General features: G+C 68.2%; 17 protein-coding genes and 1 pseudogene. 9 read left to right on the forward strand and 9 right to left on the reverse strand.

Annotation, left to right across the window (positions count from 1 at the left end; all coding sequences use genetic code 11):
• The first annotated feature begins 58 nt into the window (after positions 1 to 58).
• The 3 genes from G4D86_RS36260 to G4D86_RS36270 all read left to right on the forward strand — a co-directional run bounded on the left by G4D86_RS36260 (position 59) and on the right by G4D86_RS36270 (position 1796).
• Positions 59 to 313 carry a DNA methyltransferase gene (locus G4D86_RS36260; protein ID WP_240360649.1) on the forward strand — a complete coding sequence of 85 codons (255 nt, stop codon included), beginning with the start codon at positions 59 to 61 and terminating at the stop codon, positions 311 to 313.
• A gap of 310 nt (positions 314 to 623) precedes the next feature.
• Positions 624 to 1211, forward strand: a complete 588-nt coding sequence (locus tag G4D86_RS36265) for an AHH domain-containing protein (protein ID WP_240360650.1) — start codon at positions 624 to 626, stop codon at positions 1209 to 1211.
• Between the two features lie 3 nt (positions 1212 to 1214).
• Positions 1215 to 1796, forward strand: a complete 582-nt coding sequence (locus G4D86_RS36270; protein WP_163998707.1) for an imm11 family protein — start codon at positions 1215 to 1217, stop codon at positions 1794 to 1796.
• 46 nt (positions 1797 to 1842) lie between these two features.
• Here G4D86_RS36270 and G4D86_RS36275 read toward each other — a convergent pair whose 3' ends face one another.
• The 4 genes and pseudogenes from G4D86_RS36275 to G4D86_RS36285 all read right to left on the reverse strand — a co-directional run bounded on the left by G4D86_RS36275 (position 1843) and on the right by G4D86_RS36285 (position 4190).
• Positions 1843 to 2295, reverse strand: a complete 453-nt coding sequence (locus G4D86_RS36275) for a hypothetical protein (RefSeq protein WP_240360651.1) — start codon at positions 2293 to 2295, stop codon at positions 1843 to 1845.
• Between the two features lie 225 nt (positions 2296 to 2520).
• Complete coding sequence (locus G4D86_RS36280; RefSeq protein ID WP_240360652.1) at positions 2521 to 3297, reverse strand: hypothetical protein; 777 nt, start codon at positions 3295 to 3297, stop codon at positions 2521 to 2523.
• Positions 3298 to 3360: 63 nt separating this feature from the next.
• A pseudogene (locus G4D86_RS54335) lies at positions 3361 to 3510 on the reverse strand (helix-turn-helix transcriptional regulator); the annotation flags it as partial.
• Positions 3511 to 3701: 191 nt separating this feature from the next.
• A complete protein-coding gene (locus tag G4D86_RS36285) occupies positions 3702 to 4190 on the reverse strand; it encodes a hypothetical protein (RefSeq protein WP_163998709.1) in 489 nt (162 codons plus the stop codon).
• Between the two features lie 124 nt (positions 4191 to 4314).
• Between G4D86_RS36285 and G4D86_RS36290 the strand changes: the two genes are divergently transcribed.
• Together G4D86_RS36290 and G4D86_RS36295 are read left to right on the forward strand one after the other, a co-directional pair.
• Positions 4315 to 4536: a heme oxygenase-like domain-containing protein gene (locus G4D86_RS36290; protein WP_163998710.1), complete on the forward strand. Its 222-nt coding sequence runs from the start codon at positions 4315 to 4317 to the stop codon at positions 4534 to 4536.
• 290 nt (positions 4537 to 4826) lie between these two features.
• On the forward strand, positions 4827 to 5474 hold the full coding sequence (locus G4D86_RS36295) for a nuclease-related domain-containing protein (protein WP_163998711.1): 648 nt from the start codon (positions 4827 to 4829) through the stop codon (positions 5472 to 5474).
• A 33-nt stretch (positions 5475 to 5507) separates the two neighbouring features.
• Here the strand turns inward: G4D86_RS36295 and G4D86_RS36300 are convergent, their stop codons facing one another.
• Both G4D86_RS36300 and G4D86_RS36305 read right to left on the reverse strand, forming a co-directional pair.
• Positions 5508 to 6062 carry a hypothetical protein gene (locus tag G4D86_RS36300; protein ID WP_163998712.1) on the reverse strand — a complete coding sequence of 185 codons (555 nt, stop codon included), beginning with the start codon at positions 6060 to 6062 and terminating at the stop codon, positions 5508 to 5510.
• A gap of 445 nt (positions 6063 to 6507) precedes the next feature.
• Positions 6508 to 7659, reverse strand: a complete 1152-nt coding sequence (locus tag G4D86_RS36305) for a hypothetical protein (RefSeq protein WP_163998713.1) — start codon at positions 7657 to 7659, stop codon at positions 6508 to 6510.
• Between the two features lie 786 nt (positions 7660 to 8445).
• Here G4D86_RS36305 and G4D86_RS36310 point away from each other — a divergent pair.
• From G4D86_RS36310 to G4D86_RS36325, 4 genes are all read left to right on the forward strand, one after another.
• Entirely contained in the window at positions 8446 to 9057 is a 612-nt protein-coding gene (locus tag G4D86_RS36310) for a hypothetical protein (RefSeq protein WP_163998714.1), read from the forward strand.
• A gap of 232 nt (positions 9058 to 9289) precedes the next feature.
• Complete coding sequence (locus tag G4D86_RS36315; RefSeq protein WP_163998715.1) at positions 9290 to 10162, forward strand: C39 family peptidase; 873 nt, start codon at positions 9290 to 9292, stop codon at positions 10160 to 10162.
• Positions 10163 to 10173: 11 nt separating this feature from the next.
• Positions 10174 to 11106, forward strand: coding sequence for a tetratricopeptide repeat protein (locus G4D86_RS36320; RefSeq protein ID WP_163998716.1), 933 nt, complete (start codon positions 10174 to 10176; stop codon positions 11104 to 11106).
• Positions 11107 to 11299: 193 nt separating this feature from the next.
• Positions 11300 to 11830 (forward strand): hypothetical protein, encoded by a 531-nt coding sequence (locus G4D86_RS36325; RefSeq protein WP_163998717.1) that lies wholly within the window; start codon positions 11300 to 11302, stop codon positions 11828 to 11830.
• Positions 11831 to 11914: 84 nt separating this feature from the next.
• On the opposite strand, the gene G4D86_RS36330 is transcribed toward G4D86_RS36325, so the two are convergent.
• The 3 genes from G4D86_RS36330 to G4D86_RS36335 all read right to left on the reverse strand — a co-directional run bounded on the left by G4D86_RS36330 (position 11915) and on the right by G4D86_RS36335 (position 14818).
• A complete protein-coding gene (locus tag G4D86_RS36330; protein WP_240360653.1) occupies positions 11915 to 12937 on the reverse strand; it encodes a hypothetical protein in 1023 nt (340 codons plus the stop codon).
• On the reverse strand, positions 12934 to 13062 hold the full coding sequence (locus tag G4D86_RS53960; RefSeq protein ID WP_275899185.1) for a hypothetical protein: 129 nt from the start codon (positions 13060 to 13062) through the stop codon (positions 12934 to 12936). The genes G4D86_RS36330 and G4D86_RS53960 overlap by 4 nt, the downstream gene beginning before the upstream one ends.
• 82 nt (positions 13063 to 13144) lie before the next feature.
• Positions 13145 to 14818, reverse strand: coding sequence for an amidohydrolase (locus G4D86_RS36335; RefSeq protein WP_163998718.1), 1674 nt, complete (start codon positions 14816 to 14818; stop codon positions 13145 to 13147).
• Between the last annotated feature and the right edge of the window lie 76 nt (positions 14819 to 14894).

Raw genomic sequence — 14894 nt, forward strand, 5'->3', positions numbered from 1 at the left:
AGGGTAGCACCGCAGGCGCCCGCATCGGCGCAGCGCGGGGCGAGTGAGGCCGCCTGTCTTGAGCACGGGGCCGGCCCAACAGCGCACGCACCCCACCGAGAAGCCGGTGCCGCTGCTCGCGCACCTGGTGGAGAAGTCCTGCCCCGTGAGCGGGCTCGTGCTGGACCCCTTCGCGGGCACGGGCGCCACGCTGGTGGCGGCGCAGCAGCTCGGCCGCCGCGCGGTGGGCGTCGATCTCGAAGAGCGCTACTGCGAGGTGGCGGCCCATCGGCTGCAGCAGGCGCTGCGCGAGGGCTCGCAGTCTGCGGCGTGATGCCAGGGCGGCACGTGGTGCAGTGCCGCTGCTCGCGCCAAGCCGCCCCTCCTGGCGCTGGCATCGCTGCCAGCGTCCTTTGTCTTCTGTGCAACCCAGCTCTGCACTTCCGTCTATAGGGCGGTTTGATCGTCTTGGCGCAATGTCCGGGACTATGCCGGTCATCATCCGCGCAGGTGGGCGAGTCCGATTCGAGAAGTCGGGGCCTGGAGACGGGCCGAAGCCTCCGAAGAGGCCACCGTGCGAGTACTGCGGGAGGCCCGAGCACCCCTTTGCGGCAGAGTGGGGCAGCCACATCGGCAGCTCTTCGGTGCTGCGCGACAACATTCTCAATGGAGCCGAGGCGGACGCTCACCCCTGGTACACCGGGCGCTGGTCCATCGCCGCGCACCATCTCATCTGCTCCGAGGCAATGGCGGACGATGAGGTCTGGGCGCGGTTCTGTCGCAAGTTCGGCTACGACATCAACCGGGCGCGGAATGGCGTTATCCTCCCCATGGTGCTGGCCGTCGCATGCGAGCTGCACGTACCCGTCCACGTCGGGCCCCACGCCGGGGGCTGGGCATTCGACATGGACCTGTCGTACCCGGAGGCGGTGAAGGCCCGCCTTGTGAAGGTGGCTCGCGCAGTCGGAGCGGGCGGTTATTGCTCCAACCCATCAGCGCTGACGGACGAGCTGGACAGACTCAGCGCAGAGATTCTGGGGCGCATCGTGGCCGGCCGCTGGACGCTTACCGCTGATGGGCTGGACTACTTGCCGGGGGGCGTCGGCTGCGCCGGCGCGAGGAGCCTTGAGGGCAAGCCGCGCCATCCCTGCCCGCAAGGCCGGCGTCACGGAGCCCGGCACGCGCGCACCGGGGCGGCGCTTCATCGTCGAGCGCCCCAGGTGGGGACGTAGGCCATGCAACGCGACTACTTCGTCCTCATGCGCGCGCGCTCCCAGCAGCATCCGCTGCTGGCATGGGACCAGGACTACCTTTCGTTCCTGAAGCCCATGCCCGTGGACACGTGCGAGCCGGTGAAGCTGAAACTCGGGGAGCCGGTGCCCCCCAGGCCCGTCATGGTGGACCACCACAGCCTGCCTGCACCGGTCGTCTCGCCTCGGCTGAAGGATGCGCTCGCACCACTGGAGCTTCACGGCGTGCAGTGGGTTCCGGCAGACGTCCGTGTGAGTGACGGGGACGTGCGTCGATACTGGCTCATGCACATGTGGCGGCAGATTCGCTGCATGGACAGGGAGCGCTCCGACTTCACGGCCCCGCCGAGCGGGCTGTTCCTGTTGAGCCTCGACCGCCTCGTACTCGACGAGGCGGTGTTGGACGCGATACCCCTCCAGGAGCGACTCGCCTTCCTGCTTGAGGAGGACACGGTGCACCTCTTCCACCGCATCGTGGTGGACCGGGTGATGGGCCTCACCCCTTCGCCAGAGGGACTGCGCTTCATCCCCGTGCCGGACTGGAGCGACTCGTCCGGCTTCCGCTGAGCCGACCGCGGCGTCAGTTCGGCGACGAGCTTCTGCACGCGGGCGCTCACTGCGGGTTCGGACGTCCAGGGGAGCGCTGGCGCGTACCACGTGGGCGCCTCACCGCCAGGCCCGTCGAAGACCTCCAACCGGGAGGCTGGGGGGCCTGATACACCACGCGGAGCCGCCCGGACTGCGGCCGCACCACAGCGCCGCCGACGTCCTGGTCCATGCGCAGCCAGAGGAACGTCTCGCCCGCGAGGTCCAGGTGCAGTTGCGCCAGCTTGCGCACCTCGCGCCCGGGGAACTCGGGGTGCGAGGACTCCAAGAGGCACAGCACCTCGTGCGCCGGCAACTCCACCAGTTCGCCGGCCTGGGTGGCGTCCTCCAGCGCCTTGCGCCGCTCGAGCCTATCGAGGGACTTCCAGCGCGGGTCCATCCACAGCTTCGCGCCGCCGCTCACGCGCTTGTAGGCCGTCCACCGGGGCGTAGCCACGGCGTCCGCAACCGTGTCCACCACGGCGCGGAGCCAGCCATGCTTCCGATATGCAGCGAGAACCTCGCGCGTGCCTCGACGCGGGGAGAAGGACGCGACGGGCATGGCATGGACGAGAGGGCCCCGGATGGTGGGCAATAGGCCCAGGGCTTTCAGGGTACGGCGGACGAGAGAGGCCATGCCCCGGAGAAGGGGCGCCTGTACATCGAGGCGCTCCGTCGCCAGCAAAGCGATTACCGCACCATCAGTTCATTTCTGATCGAGAAACCCTAGCGCGCGAATAGACGAACCATACGTGGTCTTTTCGTACTCGCATGCAGCCTCCAGCTCTCGCTGGAGCGCATTATTCGACACCAGATCTGGGCGAAGAGGAATGGCAGCTTCGCCAACAAGCCTCAACCCATGGGTGACTGGGTCGGCGACAATCTCCCCTAGCGATACGGTTATGGATGCATGCAGGTGATCCTCGGCACTCCTTTGGCCCGGACTGCCCACCAATGCGGCGTACGCCGAGTTATGGGCAACCAACCCGCGGCCTTTCATGCCATGGAGATCAAGCCCCAATGTATATCTTGTTGATAGATCGATGGCGAAATACTGAGCCATCCTGACCAAGAAGTGCGTTGTGGCGAGTGCGATGGTGAGCAAAGAGGAAATATGAAGGTTCCCTCCCGTAGCCCCGGTAGGGTCTGCCTCCCAGCATTTCTCGCGGGAGAGGAATTCGCCGCTCCATCGCAGTGTCCAGATGTACCCTGGTGGGTGGTCCAGCGACGTTGGAACCATGCCGGTCCATCCCGATGGGCCGATGCTGTGGACGGGGCCACTCACGTCGACAATCGGGAACCCGTGCGTGACCTGGCGTGCAGGTATCGAGAGCGAAGGGAACGCGTTGGCAAACTTGGTACGCTCCAACTGAAGGGGCCTCTCAGCGACGGCAGTGACTTGTCGCCACATGGTGTATTTCTGCCCAGCCCGCTCCCAGATTAGATCAATATCTCTCGTGAGCGCTGCTATGTCCATGCTCACTGAGTCATCCCCCAACAGCCGGAGAACGAGCTCAGCGGCAGGTCCTTCGCATTTGGAACTACCATTCTCCCAGGCTGAAATGGTCGCTTCCCCGCCACGAACTCCAATTCGGTGTGCGAGTTGGCCCTGCGTGAGGTGGTGTTTCTGCCGCAGGTCGCGAATGAGTGAGCCCGGGAGCGGGTCACCAGGCTGCCGCGTTGGTGTGTTCTTCATCAAGATCCCCCAGTTAACCTCGACCGATTCAAGTCACCCTAGATCAAATTTCCATAGTTCAAAAGCCAGTCGATCATGCCCCACACGCGCGTGACAGCCTGTCAGTCCTCGTTGTCGCTATCTGCCGCAGCCTCCGCTCGCTAGGCCGCGTCGGCGTTCTGCCGCTTCTTGACCACGTACTTGTAGATGGGCTAGGCGAAGGCGTCCGCGAGGGCTGATACCGGGGCAGCGCGCTCGCCCTTTGACTGGCGTGCGGGCTTCGTCTTCACCTTCACCTTCGCGACGCCGCAGATGGTGGGCTTCACCATGCTGCGGCCCGTGTTCGTCTCGGCGAACGCCCACGCGCGCGTGCGTCCGCGGCTGTCCTCCTTCCCGAAGGTCTTCCACGCGCGGAGAACCTCCACCGACTTCTTCGCCAGGCGCAGGGCTCCGGGGGACTGGAGCGAGAGGGTCGCAAGCACGGACGCGTGGTCCAGCCCGTCCGCGCAGATTCGCCGTCCGCCCAAGAGCAGCAGCGCGACGCCGCATCTGCAGCGCTCATCGGGCGCGAGCTTGCGCGGAGGCGCGAGCTGCTCCTCGGGCTCACTGCGCAGCATGCGCAGGTCGCGGGCGAAGTCCTCGCGGACGCGTCGACGGCGCAGTTGCTCCGGCGTCTGGGCTGGGGGACGGGCTCTCCGCACGTGGACACCTCCACGCAGGAGAAGGGGCGGTGATTTTGCTGGGACGCGCCGGGGACGAGCGGCCGCCACACTCAGAAACAAGAAAGAGAGGGGGCCAATGATGCTCTCCAGAGGGATACAAGCCATGAACACCAAAGAAGAAATTACGATTGGATTTACATTGCAGCACACCGTTTCAACGGACACGGGCGACGGCTTCATCCGAGGCGTCGAACGTTGGTTGAACCCGTCCACCTTCGAGTGGCTGGAGTTCGACCTGAGCAAGCGACGCCGCTTCCGACGAATCATCGCGGACGCAACGACACTTGGTCCGTGGGAGAGACTTGTTTCTCTTGAACAGGAGTGATGCGTTAGCACGGTGAGACCGCGAAGCCCTGCACCTCGTGCTCGGGGTGGGCGTCCTGGTAGGCCATTGCGCTGGCGGAATTCCCAGCCCGGCCTCCACAGGTGGCGCAGCGGCAGACGTAGCAGCCGCCGGCGCTGAGTGGCTCGGCGAAGTCCGGCTGGAGGACCATCAGGTCCAGCGGACCGGAGTGATGAGCGGCGGGGCAGGCCGGACCCGCTGCCCGACACGTGGCCTCACGCGCTACCATCAGGTGGTGCCGTGCCGGAAGCGGCACGTGGAGGGGGAGTCCCATGTTCTTCAGGAAGCGTGAGCAGCAGCCTGAGCCTGTGGCCACGCGTACCGGGCGCCGTCCGGGCCAGAGCGCACGGGAGAAGCAGCAGGAGCTGGCGGACGCTGCGCCCATCAAGACGTTCTTCACGCGCCTCTTCGACATCCACACCGACGAGCGGGCGTGGCGGCTCGGCGCGGACGGTGAGGAGCGCGTGGGGGGGCTGCTTGAGCAGCTCCGGCCCCACGGCTGGCACGTCGAGCATGACGTCCGAGTTGGGCGCCGTGGCGCGAACTTGGACCACCTGGTCATCGGCCCGCCCGGCGTCTTCGTCGTCAACACGAAGGCGTTGACCGGGAAGGTGTGGGTGGGCGGGGACAACGTCATGGTGGACGGGCGCCGCAGAGACTACGTGGAGAAGCTGGAGGCGGAGGCCCAGCGCGTCCGCGAATGCCTCCTGGGGGCCACGCGTCGACGGACGTTGTGGGTGCAGGGGCTGCTCGTCCTCGCCCACCGACAGCCCGTCGTGAAGCAGCAACCCCGCCACGTGGCCGTCCTCCACCACTGCGAGGTGGTGCCCGGCCTTCTGCAGCAGCCGGTGAAGCTCGGCCTGGAGGAGGTGGCCGAGCTCGTCGAGGCTACGCGGCGCGAAGCGACGTGGGCCGAGTGACGCAGGGGAAGGGGCGCCCCGGCTCAGCGGAAACTACCAGCTATTGCGCATCGCCTCCCGTCGGGCTTCGTCGCGACGGGCGTCCTCGCGCTGCTGCCGGCGCCGCTCCTCCTGGCGAGCCTCCTCGCGTCGCGCGTCCTCGCGCTGCTGGCGACGGGCCTCTTCCTGGCGCTGTGCCTCCTTGCCCCAATTGACTTCACGCCAGATGGCAGCTTCGCCGCGCTCCTTCGTCGGGGAGGGCGGCGAGGCGGGGGACTCGCTGGTGTCCTCCGCGGAAGCTGCGCGCTGCCGCGAGGCCGCCTCGTGGAGGGTGACGTTGTCGATGCAGACGCCGCTCACGCAGGTGTTGCCGATGTAGCAGGGCGCCTGCGGGCCGCACGCCTCGCCCACGTCGCGGTAGTGGGTGACGGGAGCCGCGCACCGGCCCGCGGTGCAGGTGAGGCCGAGGCAGCATGCCTCCGAGCCTCCGCACGCGGCGCCGGCAGAGCCGCACGTGCGAGCACCGGCGGCGGAAGGATGGACGCACGCGCCTTCACGGCACACGAGTCCCTCGCAGCAGGACGCGCCGGCACCGCATGGCGAGTCCATGGGGACGCACGAGGAGGAGGCAGTGCAGACCCCCGTGGGGAAAGGGGAGTTGGGGTTTCCACCCGCGCAGGTGAAGCCCGGACAGCAGGTGGCGGAGGTGTCGCAACGTCCACCTCCACGGCTGCAGAAGAGGCCAGTGCCAGGTGCGGAGCGGCACACGCCCTGAGAACAGGCATTCGCCGATGAGCAGCAGTCTGCGTTGGTGGAGCACGGCCCGGAGCTGTTGCTGCACTGGGGTGGATTGGCGAAGGCTGGGAGGGAGGAGAGGAGAAGGGCGAGAAGGATGGCAGGGCGGGACATGGTGACTCCGTGCAAGAGATGCCCGTGAGGGGCAGAGAGAGGCCAGAGGCGGGTGGGTAGACCGGCGGCCTGCGTGCCCCTGGATGAAGGATGCGAGTCTCGGGAGTGGACGGCGCCGCGCAGGCGCAGCCCCGCCGCAAACTCCTCAGAACCCGCAGGTGTGCGTGTTGGAAGCCGCGTAGTACCGGCAGTCGCTCGGCCTCGCGCAGAGCGGCGAGCACTGGTTGTTGCTGCCGGCAGGCAGGGAGCAGGTGTTGCAGAAGCACCCCGTCTGGTGGCCGAACGAGGTGACAAAGGTAGAGCAGAGGCCCGCCGACGAGCCGGTGCTGGCGACGCAGTTGTTGGCCAGCAGGATGCCCAGGCTTTCAGCGCACGCGAAGTGCACTTTGGGCGTGGGGACGCTCGCGCCGTCGGCGGACGCACACACGCCGTTGGCGTCGATGCTCCCGCAGGTGCAGGCACCGTTGCCCGCGGAGTCGATGGTGCGGCACTTCCCCGCGCCACAGGCCATGGCGACGATGCCCTGCTGCGCGTCGCACCTCACCCAGGTGTCACTGGCGCAGTAGCCGTACTGGCTCACCCCTTGGCAGGCGCCACCGATTTTGATGCACGTCTCGCCGGCTTGGTCCGGCACGTAGCCCGGGTTGCAGCCGCAGGTGTCAGCCTTGGCGGTGCACGTGGAGTTGGACGGGCACGTGCCACAGGTGCCACCGCAGCTGTCCGGGCCGCACACCTTGCCCTGGCACTGAGGGACACAGACGCACGCGCCGGCGGCGTTGCAAGTGGTGCCCGAGCGGCACGTGCCACAGGTGCCACCGCACCCGTCCAAGCCGCACTGGCGGCCGTCGCAGCGAGGCACGCACACGCACCGCCCGGACTGGCAGGCCTGCCCCGAGCCGCAGGTGCCGCACGAACCGCCGCACCCGTCATCTCCGCACGTCTTGCCGGTGCAGGAGGGCGTGCACGTGGCCATGCACTGCCCCGTAGACGTGCACACGCTGCCACCGGAGCAGGAGCCGCAGGTGCCCCCGCAGCCGTCCGCACCGCACTGCCGGCCCGCGCAGTTGGGCGTACAGGTGCTGGCGTCGCCCGGCCCGGTGCCGGCATCCGCGCGAGTGCCGGCGTCCCCAGGGCTGCCTCCGTCCACGGTGGAGGTGCCCCCGTCCCGGGCCACCGCGGGCCGCTGCTCCTCCTCGTCGACTTCGCCGTCCGTCGGGCCGCACCCCACCACGGCCGAGGCGGCGAGCAGCGTCAATAGGAAGAAGCGGAGGCGGGCGCTACGAGGGCGGGGCGGCATGGGCGTGTCCTTTCAGGGCCGCAGGCGCGGCCGGGCGGGGAGATATCGGACGCCGCCCGTAGCAAGCAGGAGGCCGTGGGCGCTGGACATGTCGCCAGAGGATGGCGGCCCTGCCATGGCGGCCGAGCCCGTCCACCACCCGGGACGGGCGTCCTGGCCCGAGATGCCGCTCTGGAAGCAGGAGGGGCGGGTGCGCAGCAAAGCACGCCGATGACTCGTGCCTATGGCGACCCGTAGCCGAGCTGTGTTAGCCCCTCGCCGACGCAGCCAGTGACGAGCTTGCTGAGGCCGCTCGCCAGAGTCCACGCGGTCTCATCGCTGTTGCGCGCGGTGCCACGGCCGCGATCGTGGTACCGCGCGCGAGACTGCGGAGAGCGTCACCCACTGCAATTCCGGGTTGCGTTTGACCTAGCGGACAACTCCTTCACGGAGAGGGTATCGTTCCGACATGGTCATATGTTGCGCTGAACCGACGGGGGCGCTTTCGTACAAAGGCGCATATTGCCGATGCTGTGGTGAGAAGTTTAAGGATGAATCCATCGCCTATTGCGACCGTGGTGAAGGCAACCCGTGCTCGTTTTGCGGCCGCCGTAGCTGCGGTCCGCACTACTGCCCAGGTCGTGAAGGACCGACCCGTCGCTTCTGCGAAACCTGTGGTTCAAGATGCGCCTCTGGCGGGAAATGCCCGCAGGGGCACGGGTGCATTCCCTAGTCTGACTGCACTCAAAAGCCCAAAGGGCTTTCGGAATGGGCAGCAACCCACAATATTGATCCGCAGGGGACGCCATGCCTCAGGACTATTTGAAGGGCCGCAACTACCTGAAGTGGATACGAGACGGCGCAAAGAAGGCTGGCGAGAATGCATCTTCGGAGTCTGAGCGAATATTCTGCATGTCGCTTGATGCGAGCCTTGGTGAGCGGCTGAAGAATGCGATTGCCCCAGGCGACAGGCGTGTGATTGAGCAATCAATATCGACGGCGGTTGTCGATGGACTCAAGGCCATTGGAAGGAGCTGGGTGGTAAGAAAGTCGTATTCCCTTGAGCTTCCCCAGCTCTCCTTGGGAAAGAAGGAGATAGATATTGCGATCGAAAGCAACGGCAGGCTCTATCTGATCGAGCAAAAGACAATTCTTAACTTCAACTCCCTTGGGGAGGTGGCATTTGAGGGGTGGTGCATAAAGAGGGGACTCCGTTGGCAGCGTGGCCCATACCGATTTGTGGGCCTCTTTCATCACATGTACAGCGTGAATGAGCAGAAGATCCTCGACTTGGCTGAGGAGGCGCGGCAAGACGGATTGTTGGATGCGGTGTTCGTGCTTAGAGCGGAAGAGGGCCGTCAAGGTGCGGTTTTTAAGTCTCTGATCACAGACATCAAGACGTTTTTCCAGCAGGGCTAGCGCGGCGATGCATAATACAGAACCCCGTGCTCTTGCGGCATGTGAATCCGGTGTTACCGGTCACGGCCGATACCTCCTTCTTGGGAATGACTCTGACGTCCGGGCCGTCCGGCAGGCGAGACGGGGGTTCAATCTTCGGACGATGGCGCTGGTGTAACCTACTGATCAGAAACGTCCAGGCGTTGGCGGTCCGCCTGCAGCGCCTCCCGGAAACCTCAACCGGGAGCACCCCGTGGACCCCATTCGCAGCACCACGCAGACGCCGGCCTGTTTCCCTGAAGGCACCACCTCCCTGGAGGGCTCGACGGCCACGTCGTCGGTGATGCCCGCCAGCTCCGCCACCACCAGCCGTCCGGAGACGGGCGGCGGTAACCAGGTGGAGGAGTACGTTTGCCGCTTCCCGGTGTCGTACGCCCCGCCGCCCCCGGCCGCTTCCTCCGGGCCGAGCTTCTCCGCAGCGACGCTGGCCCTGCTGGGCGGCACTCCGCCAGCGGCCGCTCCGGCCGGGAGCTTTGCCCGCGCGGACGGCACGCCCTTCCCGACGTCCATGGACGGGACGCCCATGTACAAGCAGTCGGACGCGGAGTGGGGAGAGTCCCGCCTGGGCGCCTCCGCCACGGCGCCCACCCTGGCCAGCCGCGGGTGTGCCGTCACCTCCATGGCCATGGCGCTGTCGAAGCTGTCCGGGGAGACGCTCACCCCGGGAGCGCTGGATGCGCACCTGGATGCGAGCGCAGGGTACGTGGGCAGCGCTCTCGTGTGGGGCACCGCAGGGACTGCCACCGAGAAACCCGTCGCCGTGGAGAAGACGACGACCTGGAGCCTCGACAAGGTGACGAAGGAGCTGGAGTCGGGCCGGCCCGTAGTCCTGGGCGTCGACTACAAGGAGGGCGGCAGCGGCGGCACACTCGGGACGGACCACTGGGTCTGCCTGACGAGGAAGGAGGGCAACCTCTTCTTCGCGAACGACCCGGCCACGGGGGACGAGGTTCGCTTCAAGGTGGAGGGCGGCGCCCTCAAGCAGGTGCCGAAGTCGACGGAGTCCATTCAGGGCTACAAGTCCTCGGGCGAGTTCACCACCTTCCAGCCAGTGGGTGCGGCGTGAGACCCGCGTCCATGCTGCTCCCGGCGCGACGGTGGGCGGTGCTCGCGGCGGCGGTGTGCCTGCTTGCGGCCACGCGTGCCGGCGCGCAGCCGGTGCGGTGCAATGCCGAGGTGGACCAGGCTCTCGCACGCGCTAATGGCGCGCCGCAGAAGGACGTCGCCGCCGAGTTGGACAAGGCCCTGGCCGTGCTCGACAAGGCTGTGGGTGACGATGAGTCCGCCGAATGCCACCGACTCCTGGGATTCGCGCTCAAGTGGCGAGCGCACGTGGGAAGGCTGCCGGAAGGCGCCCAGCGAGGCCTCCTCCGCTTCGCGCTCACCCAGCTCGAGCTGGCCATCGAGAAGGACCCGGGCGACGTGCGCGCGTGGGAGCTCAAGGCGGAGGTCGAGGAGGAACTCGGGCTCTACCTGGAGGGTGCGGGCACCTACAACGCGCTGGCATGGGCGCGGCCGAAGCACCCCTTCGCCCGCGGCGCGCGCGTGCGGCTGCTGGTGAAGGCCGGGAAGTTGGAAGAGGCCCTCGCTGCCGCGCGCGAGTGGGTGGCCGCGCAGCCGAACGACTGGGAGGCGCACCTCGGGCTCGGACTTCGCCTGGAGGCCCTCGGTCAGACGGAGGAGGCGATTGCCGCGTACTCGCGCGCCACCGCGCTCGACGAGGGCATCGACACCGCGCCTCTCGCCTTGGGCGCGCTGCTCGCGCGGCTGGGCCGGTGGAAGGAAGCCGAGGCGGCCTTCGAGAAGGTGGCCGCCGTCGAGTACCTCCTCGGCTGGTACAGCCAGGGCGTGTGCCGGGTGAAGCAGGGGGACGCGAAGGGTGCACGCGCCTGGGTGACGAAGCTGGGGAGCGAGGATGGTGGTGGGGCGCTCGCCCGTCGACTGAAAGCGCTCATCAAGTCACCGGGCACCTCGCCCGTGCTGGGACTGCCCGCGTATGCGGAGCCGTGATGCCCCGACTACGGCTATCGCTTCGGCACCACCAGTTGCGTGACGCCCGGGCCCACCCAGCGCCACCCGCTCCGTGTTGGTCATGCGACCGGCGCAGGGCAGGAGGCGTGCCGAGCATCCATCAACGCCGGGCCCTCTGGCGGCGCCACGCACCTCCGCGTACGCTTCTGGGATAACGCGGGGGATGTCAATTATGGCAGTGTCGAAGCAGGGTATTTGCGGAACGCACATCGCTGTCGCGCTGATGGTGCTCTTCTTTCCGAGGATTTCGCGAGGGGATGAGCCTCGGCGACCTGACTTTTACATCGTGTTCCGCGACTGCCAGTCTATTGGTGTGGGGCCAAGCGGCGGCAGCGTGAAGACCATGGATGCTCCAGAGAGCTCCCTTGCATGCTGGCGACGCTCTGAAAAAGTCCCCTGCATCATGACGAGCGGCGAGGAGCAAAAGGAAATCATATTCACTGTAGATGCTGACATTCCGCCGCTCTTGACGCTAGTTCAGGGCGAGCATGCGGGAGATTTTGTAGCTGTCGATACTGTGCAGCACACTGCGACCCTTCTTACTCGGGTACTTCTGGGGGGCAGTGGCGTCGTTGCAAAGGTTTGCTCTGGCGTGTTCGCCACGGCATTCGAGGTTGACCAGATAAAGTTCGAGCAGGAGACGCCAGCGCCGAAGAGTGAGAAGCGTACCAAGTCCACTGTTCGACGGACGCAGGCCCAGTGAGGCTTGGAGGGGCGGGTCACACAGCGCCCAGGGGGCGGAAGTCCGCTCAGGGGCCGCCGGTCTGAGAAGAGGCATTTCTCGGGCTCATCCCCCCGGCCACGCGGCGTACCAGCAGCTGCCCTGGCCATCACCGCGGAGCGCGACGGGCACCTGGTGGGCGTCCGGCGGGCGCGGACTGCCACCCCAGCAGGTGACGCGGTACACGCGCTCGAGTCCCACGGCGGCGTGCACCTCCGCCAACGGGTGCCAGTCCCCGTCCGCGAGGAGCGCCCGGAGGTGCTCGGCCACCGCGCGCAGGTCCTCGACGGGCTCGTCCTGGAGCACGGGAGGGAGCGCCTCGGGGGCTGGCCCCGGCGGCGCTGCAGGTGCTGGCCGATCCACAGTGGCCGCCATGCCGAAGAGGCCGAGTTGCTCAACGTGGAGCATGGGCGGTACCGGCCGGTCATCCACCACGGGCGGCGAACGGGCAGGGGGCACGGGCGGGGCTGGCGGCTCCTCGCGGCCCGGCGCGACCACGGGGAGCTCAGCGGGCACCGGGTACACCTCGGGCCGCCAGATGCCGTTGCGGGCCAGCCGCGCCCGCTCGCGTAGCTCCGGCAGCAGCCCCACGTCCACGGGCGCTAGGCGCTGCGCGGGTGCGGCCGGCAGCGGCTCGAACACCTGCACCTCCTCCAGCCACCACGCCACGGTGCCTCGGCTTTCGACGCCGCAGGGCCACCACCACGCGTCCCGGCCGAAGGCCCGGGAGTCGTTGCCGACGGTGGACACCTCGGCGAGCCGGGCCACGGCCACGTAGCAGCCAGCCGGGAGGACGTCGCCCGCGGGCGCCTCCAGGCCGTGCGCCTTGCGCAGCCACTCCACGGCAGCCGCGTCGTACTCGCGCGTCGCGTAGATGGCGAGCCAGCACCCCAGCACCGCGTCTGGCGGGAGGACGGAGTGCCTCCGCTCCGGGACGCCAGCGCGTGCCGGCTCCACGTCCTGGACGAAGACGCTCCACATGCCGTGATGGGTAAGGGCCCACGTCCACGGCCGGGCGAGGGGAAGGTGGAAGACGCCGCGTCCCTCGCGTGTGTAGCGGTAGGGGCCTCCGAGGCGCGCGCAGGTCATGGCCGGAAGTCCTCCGGACAGACCGGGCGCTCGGAGTCGGCGCGGGCCCGTCCGACGATGGCGACGCCCGCGCCCAGCAGTGCGGCAGTGATGAGGAACAGGACCCGACGGACGCGATGGCTCATGGGCACCTCACGGATTGCGGAAAGAAGCGCGGGCGGCCCATGCCGTACCGCCCGCGCGCACGTCAGGGGGCTACGGCCGCCGTCACTCGAAGCAGGTGGAGTCGGACCAGAGCGGCCGGCCCTCCACCACGGTGAGACAGGACTTGAGCGAGGGGAGTGCCTCGGCGGGCACCGCGAAGGGGTCCGCGTTGGCGACGAAGAACGTCGCGCTCTTCCCTCGCGTCAGGGTGCCCAGGTACGGCAGCAGGCGCGCCTTGGCGGCCTCACGCGTGTAGGCGCCCAGCACCTGCGCGCGGGTGAGCGCCTCGCTGGGCCGGTACGGGCTCAGCGTCGCGAGGTAGAGCCCGAGCCATGGGTTGGGGGCGGCCGGGCCGAAGGCGTCCGAGGCGAGGGCCAGGGGGATGCCCTGCTCCACGAGGATACGCAGGGGCTGCGCGTGCTCGTACAGCTCGGACGCATTCCGCTCCCGCATCATCGCCCCGATGAGCACCAGGTGCGTCGGGTTCTGCACCACCGTCACCCCGAGCGCCTTCGTCCGCTTCACCTGGCCCGGCTGAGCCATGTCGAAGTGCTCGATGGACACCTTCCCCCTCCAGTCCACATCCGGGCGAGCCTCCAACCGGGAGAGCGTCTGCTCAATGCCGGCGTCGCCGATGGCGTGCACCAGCAGCTGCCCGCCCCGCGCCAGCGTGTCCTCGAGCGCCCAGTCGAGCTGCACGTCCGTCAGGTTGCGCAGCCCGACATCCCCGCCGAAGCCTGCCGGGCACGTCTCCGGGGCGAGGTACGGCACGGACACGTGCGCGCTGCACGCTACGTGGGTGCCGTCCGAGAACACCTTGCGGCGCACCTCCCCGTCCGGCCCCGGCGCGCACTGCTGGCCCGCCGAGGTGATGATGCATACCGGCTGGAACGCGTTGGGCCTGGGGAGCGCGCGGCGGATGCGCTCGGCTCGCTCCTCGCCGAAGACGAAGCGCACGTCCGACGTGAGCGTGGTGCCGTAGGCCAAGCCGCCCTGGTCGTAGTAGTCGTACTGCGCGACGTACTCAGCGTCGGAGATGCGCCGGGAGAGCTGCTCCACTGCGGGCAGCACGGCGAACTCCTGGAGGACGCCCGTCAGCCGTCCGAGCTCGTCACGCCCCAGCCATCCGCCGTAGGGGTTGGGCTGGTAGTCGCGGAGCCCCGCCTCGTCGAGCGCCGCCGAATTGATCGCCTGGGCGTGCCCGCTCCACTCCAGTCCATACACCGGATGCGCGGTGGTGGCCGCGTCGAGCAGCGCACGCGCCGTGACGCCCTGCGCGTTGAGGCTCGCATAGAGGCCGGCGCCATAGAAGACGACGATGGGCGTGCCGGGCGGCACATGCGCGGCCCGCTCCGCCACGAGCTGCTGCACCTCGGTGGCCGAGGGCCCGGGGCCGGGCGCCCAGGTGTTGGGGTCCGCGCCCACCACCCATTCGGGCCGGACGAGCTGCGCCACGTGGCTGTGCCCGTCGATGAGGCCGGGAAGCACCACGCGCTCACCGAGACTGACGCGGCAATACCCGTGGCTCGCTAGGCGCTCCACGCCGCGAGCGGGCCCGACAGCGACGACACGGCCAGAGCGCAGGAGCAGCGCTTCCGCGAACACCGGGGCGTCCACCTCGCCCGTCCAGATGCGGCCGTACACGACGGTGTCGCGAGTGCCGCAGGACGTCAGCGTGTCCGCAGGGGAACTGCTGGGCACGGCGCTCAACAACGACAACAACAACGGCATCAACATACGGTGACTCCTACTGGGGACTGCGGGCTGGGCCGAGACCGCGTGCCGGAGTTGCACCGGCGCGCACGGGGTGACG

Origin of the sequence: Pyxidicoccus caerfyrddinensis (assembly GCF_010894405.1) — a bacterium.
In the GTDB taxonomy this organism is placed as follows: Bacteria; Myxococcota; Myxococcia; order Myxococcales; family Myxococcaceae; genus Myxococcus; species Myxococcus caerfyrddinensis.

What these genes read in the sequence shown, in the direction of transcription:
- G4D86_RS36270 (WP_163998707.1), top strand. Translation starts at nt 1,215, where the DNA reads ATGCAACGCGACTACTTCGTCCTCATGCGCGCGCGCTCCCAGCAGCAT.
- G4D86_RS36290 (WP_163998710.1), top strand. Translation starts at nt 4,315, where the DNA reads ATGAACACCAAAGAAGAAATTACGATTGGATTTACATTGCAGCACACC.
- G4D86_RS36295 (WP_163998711.1), top strand. Translation starts at nt 4,827, where the DNA reads ATGTTCTTCAGGAAGCGTGAGCAGCAGCCTGAGCCTGTGGCCACGCGT.
- G4D86_RS36300 (WP_163998712.1), bottom strand. Translation starts at nt 6,062, where the DNA reads ATGGACTCGCCATGCGGTGCCGGCGCGTCCTGCTGCGAGGGACTCGTG.
- G4D86_RS36305 (WP_163998713.1), bottom strand. Translation starts at nt 7,659, where the DNA reads ATGCCGCCCCGCCCTCGTAGCGCCCGCCTCCGCTTCTTCCTATTGACG.
- G4D86_RS36310 (WP_163998714.1), top strand. Translation starts at nt 8,446, where the DNA reads ATGCCTCAGGACTATTTGAAGGGCCGCAACTACCTGAAGTGGATACGA.
- G4D86_RS36320 (WP_163998716.1), top strand. Translation starts at nt 10,174, where the DNA reads ATGCTGCTCCCGGCGCGACGGTGGGCGGTGCTCGCGGCGGCGGTGTGC.
- G4D86_RS36325 (WP_163998717.1), top strand. Translation starts at nt 11,300, where the DNA reads ATGGCAGTGTCGAAGCAGGGTATTTGCGGAACGCACATCGCTGTCGCG.
- G4D86_RS36330 (WP_240360653.1), bottom strand. Translation starts at nt 12,937, where the DNA reads ATGACCTGCGCGCGCCTCGGAGGCCCCTACCGCTACACACGCGAGGGA.
- G4D86_RS53960 (WP_275899185.1), bottom strand. Translation starts at nt 13,062, where the DNA reads ATGAGCCATCGCGTCCGTCGGGTCCTGTTCCTCATCACTGCCGCACTG.
- G4D86_RS36335 (WP_163998718.1), bottom strand. Translation starts at nt 14,818, where the DNA reads ATGTTGATGCCGTTGTTGTTGTCGTTGTTGAGCGCCGTGCCCAGCAGT.